The sequence below is a fragment of the Paenibacillus monticola genome (genome assembly GCF_009664975.1).
Taxonomy (GTDB): Bacteria; Bacillota; Bacilli; order Paenibacillales; family Paenibacillaceae; genus Paenibacillus_AQ; species Paenibacillus_AQ monticola.
In genome coordinates this window covers 621,349-637,274 of the sequence record NZ_WJXB01000002.1, presented here as the reverse complement: position 1 = coordinate 637,274, position 15,926 = coordinate 621,349, and the positions used below count along the sequence as shown (strand labels likewise).

The window sequence follows — 15,926 nt, the reverse complement described above, 5'->3', positions numbered from 1 at the left end:
ATTATGAAATGGTTAAGCCGTTTTTCTTTCCATCGTAGACTGCAGTTCTCGTTCCTTATCCTTATTCTGCTGCCTTTTATCGTAGTAACCTTTTGGTCTTACACTTCCGTAAGACAAAATGTGAGTGATAAAATTACACGTTCCAATGAGGAAACACTTACGGTTATCGCGAATCAAATTGAAAAAACGGTTGACAGCATCTCTTTTGTCTCTGTTTATTTCTCCGAGACTTATGATCCTGAAGTGCTGGAAAGCTTGCGATATTTAAAAGATGCAGAGAATTTTGGGAATTATGAAGTGTACAGTCACTATGCCAAGCTGAAGTCCATGGCCAATATTTTATCAGTGCAGTCCTTGGATGCAGACTTGAAGATTATGATGGTAAACCGCGAGAATAAGATCATAATGGGCAATTTGGATCTCCCCGTCTTCTCGGCGATGCCGGAGCGGTTTCTGCAGGAAAGCAGCAAGCTAGACAAGAGTGAAAAGACGGTTCTACAATGGTTTCCCGTCGGCGTTGTTAATTCCGCTCCCGAATATTATTATGCTGCGCGTTTCATTACCGACCCACGTAATCATGAGCAGCTGGCGACCCTGTTCATCGGGATTCCAAATCATTATTTTCTGAATTTGCTGGATACGCGCAATCCCGCTAATAGCCTCTCATTGCTGGATAAGCAAGGCAGGATGATCGCTATAAAGGGAGAGAGCAAACCGTCGGCTGTGGAAAATATGCTGGTGAGCGAGGTTCAGATTCCGAAGGTGGGCTGGCAGCTGTCCAGTCAAACTCCGCGCAGTTCCATTGACAGCCATATCAATAGTGAGTTTCTGGTGTCCACATCATTGGTGGGGCTGTTCTTCCTGGCCTTTCTGATTCTGTCCATGCTGTGGGCCGGATACATGAATAAACCGATCAGCCTGCTGCGCACAAGTATCAAGCAGTACGTTGGTGGCAATCGTGATGTGCGTATACAGGTCAAGGGCAAGGATGAAGTGGCTGTTCTGTCCGCCGCCTTCAACCAGATGCTGGATGATATTAATCAGCTTCTGCAGCAGGTGGAGAGTGAGCAGGAGGTCAAAAGGGTGCTTGAGCTTCAGGCACTGGCGGCCCAGATCCGGCCTCATTTTCTGCTGAATACTCTGAATTCAATCAAAGTGGATTTACTGCTTGCCGGAGACCATTCCCATGGCTCAATGATTGACTCTTTGATGAAGCTGCTACGGGTGTATATTCATGTCGACAAGCCGCTCGAGCTAGCCGAGGAGTGTAAGGTCCTGGGAAGTTATGTGGAAGTGATGCAAATCCGTAACCGGCTGGACATTAGCTTTGATTGTTTGCTGGGTTCTGAGACGGAATCGATCATGCTGCCAAGACTGCTGCTGCAGCCTGTTGTTGAGAATGCAATTAGTCATGGGTTCTCTGCCCGCCCTACACACCCGGTAATTACATTGGAAGCCGCTCTTATGAACGATATGTTAGAAATTAGAATTGGTGATAATGGCCGGGGAATGACAGAGGATAAGATCAATCGCCTGAATCGTCGGCTGCTCGGAGCGGATGATGAGTCGCTTAGGCCAGATAAGGGCGTAGGTCTTATTAATACGGCACGACGATTGCAGGTGCTGTACGGTTATCGGGCGCGTCTAAGCGCAGAAGCACGAACAGGCGGGGGCATGATCTTTACACTCTGCATCCCGGTAACGAATGCCAAGGAGGTGGTTCCCTATGATGACTTTAATGCTGATCGATGATGATGTTCCTATGCTGGAATATGTAGAATATTTGTTGCAGCCACTTGGGCTAGATCTATTGCTTGTCGCCTCGGCATCCAGCAGCGAGCAGGCGCTGGAGCAGTTTCATATCGAACTGCCCGATCTGGTGATCATCGATATTGGATTGCCCGGCATGGACGGGCTGGAGCTGGCGGATGCATTCCGCATTACGAAACCGGAGGTACGCCTTATTTTTTTGACCTGCTATGAGGATTTTCATTATACGAAACGGGCCTTCCAGCTGGAAGCCGATGATTATCTTATAAAGGACGAGCTATCTCCCGAACAGCTTAAGGCCAGTCTGTGCAAGGCAATCAGTCGTTTTCAAAGTCATGAGGAATTGCTGGAGCGGTATTTGTTCCGGCAGGCGATTGAGCGCAATAAAGAGGTGCTGAAGCAGAGCTTCCTGAAACAGCTACTGTCTGGTGCGGATTGGGAGAATACGCTTCAGTTTGGCGAACGTCTGGGGATATCGTGGAAGCTCCCCTTTTTTCGTCAAGGCTTTATCCATATCGACGCGGCTTCCGTGATTGAGCGTTACCGGTATAAGGATATGCCGCTGATTCACTTTGCCGTGAACAATATTGCCATGGAATTGTCTGCCGGACTGACCTCCATTACGCCAATTATGACCAAAGATGCCGACATTTTTTTAGTCTGGAATGTTGCAGGCACAGGATATCTGGATAACGAACTGGCTCAATTTATGGAATTGGTGCGGGAAAAGGCGGAGCAATATCTAAAGATCTCTGTGCGCGGTTTCTATTCGGAGGATGTGGTTCCGGTCCGGGAGTTCGATACCCTATATAAGATGTTGACGGAAGCTCATGATTCGAACTTTTACACCTCGACCAAGCCAGTGGCTGCTTTAGAATCCCATATAGATTTCCAACAAACGACGGAATGGAGAGGGGATAAGGAGCGGGGCATACTGGCACTGTCGCTGGAGGAATACAACGCCGCATGGATTGATCTAGCTGTCAATCCCTGGATTCAGCAGGTCTCCTCGGAGATGCTGCTGCCCCGTCTGGTGAAGGAAATCTGCGGCAACTTTGTCCGCCAGATGGCTTTTGAGGTTAATGGACATGCGGAGGGGAATTTCTTCACTTATCTCGAACAAACAGTCCATATTGATGAGGTCGCCCGACTGACCAAACGGGAATTGAGGAATTTGTGGGGGCAGCATACGATTGCGCCAATCCTCTCTCAAGAGAAGGATATGAGGTTACAGGTCGTTGATCGTTTTCTTGCGGAGCATGTCGACCAGATTGTGACTTCGGTCGATATGGCAGAACATCTGCATCTGAATGCCAGTTATTTCTCCAGATATTTCAAAAAATTGGCGGGTATCAATTTCACCGATTACGTTAATCAGTACAAAATGAATATGGCGATCACGATGCTGGGGCGCCGTAACGAAACCGTCGAGAATGTTGCCTATACCCTCGGCTTCTCTGACCGCGCCTATTTTTCCAAGGTATTCAAGAAGTACAGTGGAAAAAGCCCCAGCGAATACAAGACCTACTCCGTTGAAAATGACGGCCCAGGCGAATGAAAAGTTGTCCAAAGTTAGCATTAAGGGGGATAAATATGAGCAAAAATACGGTGAGATTGCCGGCGGAAGAATTGGTAGTTTCGAAGGAAGTAGATGTTTTGGTTGCCGGCGGAGGGCCCGCTGGTATTGCTGCGGCCATTGCTGCGGCAAGGTCTGGTGCGCGGACCCTGTTGATTGAGCAACATGGTTTTCTGGGCGGAATGGGCACTGTCGCCCTTGTTCCTGCTTTCTGTCCATATAGTGACGGGGAGAAGGCGATTATACGGGGCATCGGGCTGGAGCTGCTGGAGCGAATGAAATTGCAATGCGAGCCCGCCTTTCAAGAACGTTTCGGTGCTGAACTGGATTGGGTTCCCATTGACCCGGAGGTTCTGAAGCGTGTGTATGACGAAGCCGTGATGGAGAGTGGAGCGGAGGTACTGCTGCACACGATCGCAAGCCAGACTATGATGGACGAAGACGGCCGCAGGGTCGAAGGAATCGTGGTTGTCAACAAATCCGGCAGAAGTGTCATTAAGGCCAAAACGGTGATTGATACAACTGGTGATGCCGATCTCGCGGCTTTGGCAGGTGCTCCGTTTCATAAAGGTGGGGAAGCGGGCGAGCTTCAGGCCGCTACCATGTGTTATCTGCTGGCCCATGTGGACCGGCTCCGGTTTGAGCACTACTTAATTGAAAGCGATGACACAGAGCAACTTCACCACGCGGTTCAAAAAGCCCAAGCTGAGGGGAGTTTGCCACAGGGCCGGGATTCGGTCTCAGGTTTGGCCTGGATCGCCGATTATCTGGTCGGGGTAAACTTCGGCCACGTGTTCGGCATTGACGGTTCCAGAGCAGAGGACTTGACCCGGGGGGCCCTTGAGGGGCGTAAGCTGGTTAAACGTCAGTTGGATTTCTTTCGGGCATATGTTCCTGGATTTGAACAAGCCCATCTTGTGTCTACCGGAGAGCAGATCGGAATCCGCGAAACGAGACGGATTGTTGGCGATTATGTGCTGACTCAAGAAGACTTTATGAATATGGCTTCATTTACGGATGATATCGCGCGCAATGCCTATTTCATCGATATCCATATGGCGCGGAGCAGCGGCGCGATGCATATTCATCATCTGCCCCCCGGCCAATCTCATGGGGTACCTTATCGCTGCATGCTGCCGCTTGGTTTGGACAACATGTGGGTGGCGGGACGAGCGGCCTCTTCAGATCGGGTCGTGCAGGGGTCGCTGCGGGTGATGCCCAATTGTTTTGCGATGGGCCAGGCGGCGGGGCTGGCGGCAGCCATGGCATCCAGAGCGGATAGTCAGAGCCGGAAAGTGGATATAGCGGAGCTTCAACATGAGCTGATTCGGCAGGGAGCCTGGCTGGGCGAGGTATTGTCAACGCATTAACTAATTTGGGGAGAGTGATTAGAATGAATAGTAAAGGAAAGTCGGGCAGAATGACCCTACCCCTGCTGGGTATGATAGCCTTTCTGCTGTTCAGCCTGGTTTCAGGGTTGCTTGGTCCGGTTGTAGAAGCCGCAGGAACCACGTATTACGTCGATTCCTCGCTTGGCAGCGACAGTGCCTCAGGCACTAGTGAAATCGCAGCATGGAAGACACTGAGCAAGGTGAATAGCGTCACATTCGGTCCCGGCGACCGCATTTTGCTGAAAGCGGGAGGAGTGTGGAGCAATCAGTATCTTGATTTGCTGGGCTCTGGGTCTGAAGGAAACCCGATTACGGTGGACCGTTACGGGACAGGAGCCAAGCCGCTGATTCATTTCGGCAATACATCCGTAAACGGTGAAGGCTTCGGAGTTCGCCTGCGCAATGTATCTTATTGGGAGATCAATAACCTAGAAATTACAAGTGGCCAGCAGGCGACGGATATGAGAAGAAGTGGTGTCCTTGTGGTTGGTGAAGGAACGGGAGCGGGGAACTTTCGGCATATATATATCCGTAATCTCAATATCCACGATGTTTTTGGTACCGACCGCAGAACAGGCGGCATCAATATTTATGCTAGGGGAGCGAACACGGCTCTGGAAAGTACCTGGGATGGCATCCTGATTGAGAACAACACCATTGTAAACGTGGCAGATACGGGTATCCAGACGATGACAGACGCTTTTTCTAACAGCGCCTGGACACATAAATTCGATGCTTTCCGAAATGTGGTTATCCGGGGCAATGATGTGGAACAAATACACCGGGACGGTATTCTGGTCAGAGCCAGCGTATCGCCGCTGATCGAATACAATACGACGAGATCCATCGGGGAAGCCTGCAATGTGGATACTTCCGTTGTCAGCTACCTGGATCATATTGCCGTGGTCGCGGCGCAGTGGGCCTATTATACAACTGGTGCGGTGTTCCAGTACAACGAGGCCTCCGACACCCGGATGCTGGAGGGAGACGGCCAGCCATGGGATTTTGATGTTGAGGTGCGCGGGAGCATCTATCAATACAATTACAGTCACGATAATCAGGGCGGCACGTTACTGGTTATGAACAATACGGATAATAATATCTTCCGCTACAATATCAGCCAGAATGATCTGGACGGCAATGGAGCGTTCAATTTAATCAGCGGCGGCGGAAATCTGTATGTCTACAACAACGTCATCTACCGTTCAGGAACGCAGAACCGGGCGCTGACTCATGCCAGCAATACGGGGATGGCCTATTATTCGAACAATATCTTTTATAATGGTGCAAGTGGACAATATACGAACAGTCCCAGAATGACGTATGACCATAACAACTTCTACGGACTCAATTCTAGCGTTCCAAGCGATCCTTACAAAATTGTTGGCGATCCCAAATTCGTCAGTCCCAACACGGCGACAGGCCTCGATTCGGCGGTTGGATACAAGCTGGCTTCGTCGTCTCCGCTGATCAATACCGGTGTGGCGGTTACAGCGAACGGTGGCCATGACTATTTCGGCAATACGCTCTATAACGGCGTGCCGGATATTGGAGCATTCGAATTTCAAGGCACGGTTCCGCAGCCGGTTACACTGTTTCAGGATAATTTCGAGGATAGTGACTATAGCGGCTGGACGACCTCCGGCGGCACATGGAGTATGACAGATGACGGTACAAAGGTGCTGTCCCAGAGCTTGGCATCGGGCGAAGCTCTGGCCTATGCCGGCGACGCCTCCTGGAGAGATTATACGTATTCGACCAGACTTAAGCTGCTAACTGCTTCCGGAAACGCGGGGCTGGTATTCCGCTATGCGGATGCCTCCAATTATTACATGTTCAGATTGAACGACGCAGTGGACAAGGTGGAATTGTACAAAAAAACCGCGGGCACATTGACGATGGTAAGCAGTGCTAATGCTGCCGTTACTCCTGGCCAGTGGGTCGAAGTATCGGTGGCTGTCAGCGGCAATGTAATCACGGCCTTTGTTGGAGGTGTCCAAATGATTCAGTGGACGGATACGGCGGTCCAACCAGCTGGAGGGAAAATAGGTATCCGAATGCATACAAGCGCTGCTCGGATTGATGATGTGAAGGTTACTCAGTAATCTGTGAATTGTACGGAAGATGAATTTTTAAAAAACCTTTATTCAGCTCTTCGCTATCTATTTCAGCAATATAGTTGCTTTTATAACCGATGTTCCTTTAAAATAAATTATTGAGTATTTAAATTATAGGTGTCGGGAGATGGAATGAAGATGAATGTCAAAATTACCCGCAATGCGGCTAAAGTGATAAAGAAACAAATGGAACTTGAAGGAAACAGCGAATTGAAGCTGCGCGTCACTATTACGCATGCTCATGGTGATCATGCCCACTACGGTCTTGATTTGGACACGCCTAAGAAGACTGATGTAGTAGTCTCCACAGATAAGGAAATCGATGTTATTCTAGATCCGAATCAACCTTTACTTGACGGCGTAAAGATCGATTACCTCTACTTGCCGGAGGAAGGTTTTGTTATTACTAATCCGTCTAAAGGGAATAACGGCGACCACTAACATGGCTAATGATATTCAAGTGTGTGATGAATGTAATTTCATGAGTATGAAGAGCATCTTGCCGAAACTGCGCAAGATGGCGCCTGACGCCGAGATCAAGATCGGCTGTAAGTCATACTGCGGCCCCTGCGGCAAACGGGCTTTCGTGTTTATTAACGGCCGTTATATCAGTGCTCCAACTGAGGATGAAGTACTGAAGAAAGTGGAAGCTTTCGTCAAGCATCCAGCTGTTCAGAAATAATTATATATGTAAGTCCTACTTAAGATTAGGTCTCCTCACCTCTGCACAGCTTTGTGCGGGGGTGTTTTGCGTTGTAGGAGTTGTCCGCTTTTGGTTAGAAAGGATTAGCATGGTATAATTAATAGATTGGGTAAAAATCAGGTTACACAGGAGGAAATGGAATCTTATGAAGCACATTACTGATGCGAAGATTTTGAACAATGGGATTAACATGCCTTGGTTTGGACTGGGTACCTTTAGAGCGGCGGGGACAGAAGTAGCTAATGCAGTATCCACCGCACTTGAGATAGGGTACCGGAGTATTGATACCGCTGCGGTATATGGCAACGAAGAGGAAGTTGGTCAGTCCATTGCCGCTAGCGGTGTGGCCCGTGACAGTCTTTTCGTCACTACTAAGGTTTGGAATGAGGATCAAGGGTTCGATACGACATTACGCGCTTTCGAGACTAGCAGCAAGAAGCTGGGACTTGATTTTATTGATCTGTATTTAATTCATTGGCCAGGAAAAGACAAATATAAGGATACCTGGCGTGCGCTGGAGCGTCTTTATACAGAAGGTCGTGTCCGGGCCATTGGCGTCAGCAACTTTCAGATTCACCATCTAGAGGAACTTATGAAGGACAGCAGCACTGTGCCAGCGGTCAATCAGGTAGAACTGCATCCTCGTTTTATCCAGAAGGAATTGCATGACTACTGCACTCTGCACAATATACAGATCGAAGCTTGGGCTCCGCTGATGAAAGGCAGACTTCAAGAGAATGAACTATTGATAGACATTGCCCAAAAATACGGCAAAACCGTTGCACAAGTTATTTTACGTTGGGGACTGCAGAATGAGATTGTCATCATTCCGAAATCGGTCACAGCATCCAGAATTAAAGAAAACAGTGAAATCTTCGATTTCGAGCTGACACAAGATGAAGTGAACGCTGTAAGCGGATTGGACGCTGGCGAACGGATCGGTACAGATCCGGACAAGCTGATCTTCTAGAAAGCTACGGGTCAGCTGCAACCCAAAAAAAGCCTTGGACAACGTGCAGAGCACGGAGTCTAAGGCTTTTTTTATATCTCATCTTGGAGGAATTAATTTTGGTTTCTCGGCGGCAGCGGGCCAAGGTATTGGTAATACTGGCATTCAATGCGCCCGTTATACAGCTTGCGGCGTTTATCAGCCTTGCGACCGTAATACTGCTCAAATTCCTTGTATGGACTAATAGCGAAGAAAGACCAGGTCGGCAGATAGAGCATCATCTCACCAAATTGACGGGTCAACTTCTCTACTTCTTTTTCACTACTGATCCGTTCACCATAGGGCGGGTTGGTGATAATACAGCCATATTCGCCTTGCGGTCTTACTTTGGCGGCAGCGCCCACCTTGAAGGTGATTTCACCGGATAAACCAGCACTTTTGGCAGCGGCTTCCGCAAGCTCGATGGCAGCAGGATCAATGTCGCTGCCGGTCAGTTGCAGTGGATAATCATCACGCACGGCGTCGAAGGCTTCCTCCCGGGCTGATTCCCACAGACGCTGTGGAATATCCGGCCAATGCTCAGACGGGAATGAACGCCGAAGTCCTGGCGCGATATTCCAAGCGATCATGGCGGCTTCGATCAATAGTGTACCTGTGCCGCAACATGGATCATACAGGGGACGATGGCCGTTCCAGCGGCTGATCTGAATCAGGGCAGCTGCCATGGTTTCCTTCAGCGGAGCTTCCGTTGCCTGTCGGCGGTAGCCGCGTTTGTGCAGCGCAGGACCAGTAGTATCAAGGGTGATTAAGGCAATGTCGTTCAAAAGAATCATCTCAATGACATAGCGAGGTCCAGTCTCAGGGAACCAGTCCGTACTGTAAGAAAGCTTCAGCTTCTCAACAACGGCTTTCTTGACGATCCCTTGGCAAGCGGGTACACTGGTCAACTGGGATTTATGCGACCGGCCTTCAACAGGGAATTCTCCATTCTCCGGAATCCAGTCTTCCCAGTCAATGGCTTTAACGCCTTCAAACAACTCATCAAATGTTTTGGCCGGGAATTGGCCCATTTTAACTAATACACGATCGGATGTGCGCAACCATAAATTGCAGCGGCAAATATCGATGTAATCACCGCTGAACAATACCCGTCCGTTCTCGACCGTGGTCTCATAACCCAGCTCGTTTAATTCTCGTGCAACGACAGCTTCCAAACCCATAGGGGCGGTAGCGATTAATTGAAATTTGCTCAAATGTGATCAACTCCGTTTAACTTGTAGATAAATACATAAAGCCAGTACAATAAGTATAGGTGAATGCGGGATACTTCACAATGCCCGTCATTTTATAGGAAAAGGAGAATATTTATGCTTAACCAGGAAGAATACAGTGAACATCTTTATACGGAGGACGAAATCTTGCTGAATGTAAAACAAGCGATCCTCGAAAGTGGGATGCCGCCCGTCTCGGTCACTCCCGGATATGGAAGACTGCTCACCATGCTTGTCCGCTTGTCGCGCTCATCCCGTATTTTGGAGATTGGAGCTCTTGGCGGTTATAGCGGCATCTGCCTCTGCCGTGGATTGGCGTCAGGAGGGAAGCTGACCTCGCTTGAGCTGAAGGCTGATTACGCTGCACTCGCGCAACGACATTTAGAAATTGCTGGCTACGGTGATGCTGTAGAATACAGAGTAGGCCCTGCTATGGAGAGCTTGGGCAACCTTGCAGCAGAAGGCCAGAAATTCGATTTCTTCTTTATAGATGCAGATAAAGAAAATTATCCGAATTATCTGGAATATGCAATACAGCTGGCACGACCTGGGGCGATCATTGCTGGAGACAATATTTTTCTGCGCGGACGTACACTCAATACGGATCGGAACGGACCTGCTATTCAGGCGATGCGCCATTTCAATGAAATGATGGCCCGTGACGAACGGCTGACCAGTACACTCTTACCAGCCTACGATGGATTAGCCTTGGCTATTGTGAATTAACAGCAGCTAGGGCTACCGAAATAACCGTGGCTCAGTTTTTTTGTACAACTTCAGGCGTACCCACACTGTATTGATCAGCAGGAAAATGCCGGAGAGGATGAAGAGACCTTCAATCCCGATATAGCCAGACAGAAAGCCGCCAATGATGGCTCCCAACATGTTGCCAAGGGCGAGCGTGCTGCTGTTGAAGCCAAAGGCCCGGCTCTCCTTGCCGTCAGGGGTATAGGATCGGATAAGTGCATTAACACTTGGCAGAAGGCCGCCCATGAAGACCCCCATAAGGAAACGGACTGCAATCAATTGCCAGACACTGGTGACGAATGCCTGTGGAATGAGAAATACGGCTGCACCGATCAGCGCAAAGGTGAGAATTCGGTGTGCCCCCACCCTGTCGCTTAGCTTGCCAAGCACTGGAGAAGCGATCATATTGGAGAGCCCAGTGACCGCGCTGACCATTCCCGCCAAAAAGGCGATATTTACGGCTGAGCCGTGCAGCTTTTCTACATAAAGTGGCAGCAGCGTCATTGGGCTGATCATTGCAAACTGCAGCAGGAAGGTTACTCCGAATAGTGCAGGCAGCTGTGGGATTTTGGCAAGCTCCTTCAAGCCAGCCAGCACTGAAACCTGAGGCTCATGTGCAGCTTCAACACGGTCGAATTTCTCCCTCACCAGGAATAGTGCCAGCAGGGAAGCGACGAACAGCAAGGCTCCAACGACATAGAAGATCGGGCGGAAGCCGATCCAATCGGCAAGTCCGCCACCGATGAGCGGTCCAAGAATGGTACCGGCCACAGAGCCGGACTGCATCAGTCCCATGGCGAAGCCCATATTTTTTTTTGGCGTTGTGGCCGAGACGAGTGCAATTGATGCCGGATTGAACCCGGCAATGGTGCCGTTCAGCAAACGCAGCAACAGCAACTGCATCGGCGTCTGGGCGAAGCCCATTAACAGAATGACTACCGCCATGCCGAAGCTTGAGCGCAGGAGCATGATTTTGCGTCCATATTTGTCTGCAAGCTTGCCCCACAAGGGCTGAAACAGAAATGACGTCAGAAAGTTTGCGGCAAAAATGAGTCCGGCCCATATTCCAATCGCATGCTCGCCCACTACACCGAGATCTTTGGCAAGATAAAGGGAGAGAAAGGGAGTGATCATCGTCATCCCAGCATTGACTAGAAATTGGCCGAACCAAAGCACCATGAGGTTGACTTTCCAGGTCTCCCACTTCTTCAAAGTGCTTCACTTCCTTTCAAAAGATTAAGCAATAAATAACTCACGAAAAATTGACATTATATCAGTATATCATATTTTTAAGAGTAGGCGGTGCAATACTTATCATAGTAATGTCATTGGATTGTCATTCCGAATGGGCTGAAGCAGTTGTTACTTACTTTTAAAGAGGGCATAATAGGTAATAGCGTTTACAAATATTTTATCAAATCTAATGGAGATCTTATCATGACCTACAACGACACTTTTATCCGCGCCTGCCGAAAGCAGGACACGGAGCACGTTCCCGTATGGTACATGCGGCAGGCTGGCCGTTATGATCCCGAGTACCGTAAAATCAAGGAAAAATATTCACTGCTGGAAATCTGCAAACAACCTGACCTGGCCGCGGAAATATCAATGATGCCCGTGCGCAAGCTAGGTGTGGATGCAGCTATTCTGTATTCTGACATTATGAATCCGGTCGCTTCTATTGGAGTTAAGTTTGATATCGTCAAGGATATCGGCCCGGTAATTGAGAATCCGATTCGCACTGCAGCAGATGTGGACAGATTGAAGCCGATTGATGTTGAAGGCGATCTCAGTCACATTCTGGAAACGATAGCTATACTCGACAAGGAACTGGATGTGCCGCTGATCACATTTGCGGGTGCGCCGTTTACCATTGCCAGCTATCTTATCGAAGGCAGACCCTCCAAGAGCTATATCCGCACCAAAGCATTGATGTACAATGAACCCCGTGTCTGGGAGAAGCTGATGGACAAGCTTGGTGATATGGTTATCACCTATCTGCGCAGCCATGTACGTAGTGGAGGCAAGGCATTCCAATTGTTCGACAGCTGGGTGGGTACGCTTGCACCCCGTGACTTCGAGACTTATGTGCTGCCAACCATTTCCCGGATTTTTGCTGAATTATCAGATCTGGATGTACCGAAAATATATTTCCCTGGGGTAAGCTCAGGTGAATTGCTGCCCACCCTAACGAATCTTCAGGCGGATGTAATCGGGCTGGATTGGCGTGTTAGCTTGACTGAAGGACGGCGCAGAATCGGAGAGAAATTCGCTGTTCAGGGCAATCTTGATCCCTATCTGCTGACAGCGCCAATGGATATTTTGAAGGAACGCGCCAAAGAACTGATTGATGAAGGACTGCAGAAGCCGGGTTATATATTTAACCTGGGACACGGACTATACCCTGAGGCTTCACTTGATAAACTAAGGGAGTTAACCGAGTATATCCACGAATATTCGCAGAGTGTTATAAAAGAAGCGACAAAGCTCTCTATTCATTTAAATAGCTAGTGTAGAAGGGGTTGGGAATTCGTGGCAATTAAAATAGGTGTTCTAGTCATGTCGTACGGTACTCCTGAAAGTCTGGAAGGTGTGGAAGCATACTACACACATATCCGGCGTGGCAATTCACCATCTGCGGAGCAGCTTAAAGAACTAAAGGATCGATATGCTGCTATTGTGGGCGGTGTATTTCCGCTGCGCAAGAATACAGACCTGCAGGTTGATGCATTGCAGGCCGCGCTGAATAGCGATAATGGTGGGAAATTTGAATTTGTCTGCTATCAGGGACTTAAGCATGCTCATCCATTTATTGAAGATGGAGTGGAGGCTATGGCTAAAGATGGCATTACCCAAGCAGTTGGCATCGTACTAGCTCCCCATTACTCCAGTATGAGCGTGGGCACCTACATCAAGCGTGCACAGGAAAAGGCAGATGCCTGCCATGTGGAGATGAGCTTTGTGGAAAGCTACCACCTGCATCCAGAGCTGATCGACGTTCTGAGCAAAAGAGTATCAGCCAGACTGGATCAATTCGAGGAGGCTGGGGCAAAGCGCGATGAGGTTCGGGTATTGTTCAGTGCGCATAGTCTGCCGGAACGCATTCTGAGCATGGGTGACCCCTACCGTGATCAATTGCTGGAAACCTCAGCAGCTATTGCAGCGCAAGCAGGTGTAACCACGTGGCAATTCACGTGGCAAAGTGCTGGCCGTACAGCCGAGCCTTGGCTTGGACCTGACGTTCTTGTTACACTCCGGGAACTGAGCAACGAGCAGGTGAAATACGTATTAGTGGCACCGGTCGGCTTTGTGTCTGATCATTTGGAGGTGCTGTATGATCTTGATATTGAAGCACAAGCCGTGGCCTCTGAGCTGGATATTCGCCTGATGCGTATTGAATCGCTGAATAGCGATCCAGCTTATATGTCGGTACTAAGTGATGTGGTACGTACTCAGGTAAGTCAAATGAAGGTAAACCAGTTATGACTGGCTTACCCCGAAAGATAGTTATTATTGGCGGAGGCTTAAGCGGCCTCAGCGCCGCTTTTTATGTACGCAAGTATTATAAGGAAGCAGGCTTTAAGCCTGACATTGTATTGCTTGAGAAAACGAAGACGCTCGGTGGTAAGATCGAAACACTGCACCGTGACGGCTTCGTCATTGAGAAGGGGCCAGACTCCTTCCTGGCCCGCAAAACAGCGATGAGTGATCTGGCCAAGGAATTGGAGATTGATCATGAGTTGGTGACGACCAATCCAAATGCCAAGAAGACTTATATATTGCAGCGTGACAAGCTGCATCCGATGCCAGCTGGGTTGGTGCTGGGGATTCCTACAGAGCTTCGGCCGTTTCTTAGAAGCGGATTGGTCTCTTTTGGCGGCAAAATGCGGGCTATGATGGATTTCATCATTCCGCCGCGGCGCAGCAGTGAGGACGAGTCACTAGGCCAGCTGATAGAGCGCCGTCTAGGTACAGAAGTGCTGGAGAATATGACCGAACCGCTCTTAGCTGGTATTTATGCCGGTGATATGCGCAAGATCAGCCTGCAGGCTACCTTCCCGCAATTCGGCGAGGTAGAGCGTCAATATGGAAGTTTGATTCGCGGCATGACTACTGGGCGTAAGCCCGCAGAGACACACACAGGCACGAAGAAAAGCGCCTTTTTAACCTTTCGCCAAGGACTGCAGAGTCTGGTGCACGCCTTAATTCATGAGCTGCATGATGTAGAACAGCGGACCGGCACCGGAGCAGTCTCCATTACAGCTCGGACAACTAATGTAGTAAATGGAGAGCCTGTAGTAACTGCAGACACTTCTCGTTATGAGGTTGAGCTGGAGAATGGCGAACGGCTGCTTGCCGATGATATTTACATTACGGTACCCAATTTCGCTGCCGCAGATCTTCTGCGCACACATGTGGATGTTTCCGCACTGGATGCTGTGAATTATGTTTCCGTTGCGAATGTAGTTATGGCTTTTCCGAAGAAGGATATTGTCAGTGATTATGATGGATCAGGCTTTCTTGTTCCACGCAAGGAAGGACGCAATATTACAGCTTGCACATGGACATCTACCAAATGGCTGCATACAAGCCCCGAGGATAAGGTGCTGCTGCGCTGCTATGTTGGGCGATCGGGGGATGAGCAGAATGTTCAGCTTCCAGATGAGGCCCTGACGGAGCTGGTGCGCAAGGACCTGCGGGAAATCATGGGCATTACGGCCAAACCTTTGTTCACAGAGATTACTCGCTTAACGCATTCCATGCCTCAGTATCCCGTCGGACATCCGGAGAACATTGCCAAGCTGCGCAGCGAACTAACTACGTCAATGCCTGGTGTGTATGCCTTTGGAGCCGGATATGACGGCATTGGTATGCCGGATTGCATAAAGCAGGCCAAACTTATAGCGGAAAGTGCTGCCAAGGATTTAGTGAGAGACCTAACTAATGAGATTAATCCTGTTACAGGAGGAAGATAATTTGTATTAACCCTGCTGAATATAGCGGGGTTATTTATTGCCTACTAATTCAATTGATTCTGATGATTCTCATAAAAGTAGATTTTCAAGCGTTTTGGAATAAATCAACCGTTTTCATTATAAAGTTTGTTAAATATTTCATGGCGAAATCTGATGTATTATGACACAATGGGGAAAATGCCGAAAGGAGCTATCTGCTATGGAACAGACAAACAATACGCTGATTCTTGATCTATGGGATGTTCATAACATCCGAGTGAATGTCGAAGATAATAGTATGTCATTTGTTGAGGCGGTAGAGACAGAGGCACGTACTCAAGGCGTTCAAGTGTTTGGTGCTAAGGAAGTTGTATTACCTGTGATGCACTTATATTTAAAGGGAAATATCTTAGAGGCATTAAGCCAAATGAAGCAGTAGTATGGGTC

Annotated in this window: 14 protein-coding genes; 12 read left to right on the top strand and 2 right to left on the bottom strand. The window is 48.9% G+C overall.

Annotated elements, in window-relative coordinates; genetic code table 11:
* Window positions 1-3 precede the first annotated feature (3 nt).
* The 7 genes from GJB61_RS07415 (at window position 4) to GJB61_RS07385 (ending at window position 8,527) form a co-directional block, all read left to right on the top strand.
* Window positions 4-1,752, top strand: a complete 1,749-nt coding sequence (locus GJB61_RS07415; RefSeq protein ID WP_195724266.1) for a sensor histidine kinase — start codon at window positions 4-6, stop codon at window positions 1,750-1,752.
* Window positions 1,727-3,328, top strand: coding sequence for a response regulator transcription factor (locus GJB61_RS07410; RefSeq protein WP_195724265.1), 1,602 nt, complete (start codon window positions 1,727-1,729; stop codon window positions 3,326-3,328). Before GJB61_RS07415 ends, GJB61_RS07410 begins: the two co-directional genes overlap by 26 nt.
* 35 nt (window positions 3,329-3,363) lie before the next feature.
* Window positions 3,364-4,716: an FAD-dependent oxidoreductase gene (locus GJB61_RS07405; protein WP_154117832.1), complete on the top strand. Its 1,353-nt coding sequence runs from the start codon at window positions 3,364-3,366 to the stop codon at window positions 4,714-4,716.
* A 23-nt stretch (window positions 4,717-4,739) separates the two neighbouring features.
* The gene (locus GJB61_RS07400; protein ID WP_154117831.1) at window positions 4,740-6,842 is read left to right on the top strand and encodes a 3-keto-alpha-glucoside-1,2-lyase-like domain-containing protein; all 2,103 of its coding nucleotides are present in this window, start codon (window positions 4,740-4,742) and stop codon (window positions 6,840-6,842) included.
* Window positions 6,843-6,992: 150 nt separating this feature from the next.
* Window positions 6,993-7,295, top strand: a complete 303-nt coding sequence (locus tag GJB61_RS07395; protein ID WP_154117830.1) for a HesB/IscA family protein — start codon at window positions 6,993-6,995, stop codon at window positions 7,293-7,295.
* 1 nt (window position 7,296) lies between these two features.
* A complete protein-coding gene (locus GJB61_RS07390; protein ID WP_154118172.1) occupies window positions 7,297-7,536 on the top strand; it encodes a YuzB family protein in 240 nt (79 codons plus the stop codon).
* A 166-nt stretch (window positions 7,537-7,702) separates the two neighbouring features.
* Window positions 7,703-8,527 (top strand): aldo/keto reductase, encoded by an 825-nt coding sequence (locus GJB61_RS07385; protein WP_154117829.1) that lies wholly within the window; start codon window positions 7,703-7,705, stop codon window positions 8,525-8,527.
* Between the two features lie 92 nt (window positions 8,528-8,619).
* Here the strand turns inward: GJB61_RS07385 and GJB61_RS07380 are convergent, their stop codons facing one another.
* The gene (locus GJB61_RS07380; protein WP_154117828.1) at window positions 8,620-9,759 is read right to left on the bottom strand and encodes a THUMP domain-containing class I SAM-dependent RNA methyltransferase; all 1,140 of its coding nucleotides are present in this window, start codon (window positions 9,757-9,759) and stop codon (window positions 8,620-8,622) included.
* A gap of 114 nt (window positions 9,760-9,873) precedes the next feature.
* Between GJB61_RS07380 and GJB61_RS07375 the strand changes: the two genes are divergently transcribed.
* The gene (locus GJB61_RS07375) at window positions 9,874-10,503 is read left to right on the top strand and encodes an O-methyltransferase (protein WP_154117827.1); all 630 of its coding nucleotides are present in this window, start codon (window positions 9,874-9,876) and stop codon (window positions 10,501-10,503) included.
* Window positions 10,504-10,515: 12 nt separating this feature from the next.
* On the opposite strand, the gene GJB61_RS07370 is transcribed toward GJB61_RS07375, so the two are convergent.
* The gene (locus GJB61_RS07370; protein ID WP_195724264.1) at window positions 10,516-11,736 is read right to left on the bottom strand and encodes an MFS transporter; all 1,221 of its coding nucleotides are present in this window, start codon (window positions 11,734-11,736) and stop codon (window positions 10,516-10,518) included.
* Window positions 11,737-11,961: 225 nt separating this feature from the next.
* Here GJB61_RS07370 and hemE point away from each other — a divergent pair, with 225 nt between their 5' ends.
* The 4 genes from hemE to GJB61_RS07350 all read left to right on the top strand — a co-directional run bounded on the left by hemE (window position 11,962) and on the right by GJB61_RS07350 (window position 15,918).
* Window positions 11,962-13,035 (top strand): uroporphyrinogen decarboxylase, encoded by a 1,074-nt coding sequence (gene hemE / locus GJB61_RS07365; protein WP_154117826.1) that lies wholly within the window; start codon window positions 11,962-11,964, stop codon window positions 13,033-13,035.
* A gap of 21 nt (window positions 13,036-13,056) precedes the next feature.
* Complete coding sequence (hemH, locus tag GJB61_RS07360) at window positions 13,057-14,010, top strand: ferrochelatase (RefSeq protein WP_338115696.1); 954 nt, start codon at window positions 13,057-13,059, stop codon at window positions 14,008-14,010.
* On the top strand, window positions 14,007-15,500 hold the full coding sequence (gene hemG, locus GJB61_RS07355) for a protoporphyrinogen oxidase (RefSeq protein WP_154117825.1): 1,494 nt from the start codon (window positions 14,007-14,009) through the stop codon (window positions 15,498-15,500). Before hemH ends, hemG begins: the two co-directional genes overlap by 4 nt.
* Before the next feature lie 199 nt (window positions 15,501-15,699).
* Window positions 15,700-15,918: a hypothetical protein gene (locus GJB61_RS07350; protein WP_154117824.1), complete on the top strand. Its 219-nt coding sequence runs from the start codon at window positions 15,700-15,702 to the stop codon at window positions 15,916-15,918.
* The last annotated feature ends 8 nt before the right edge of the window (window positions 15,919-15,926 follow it).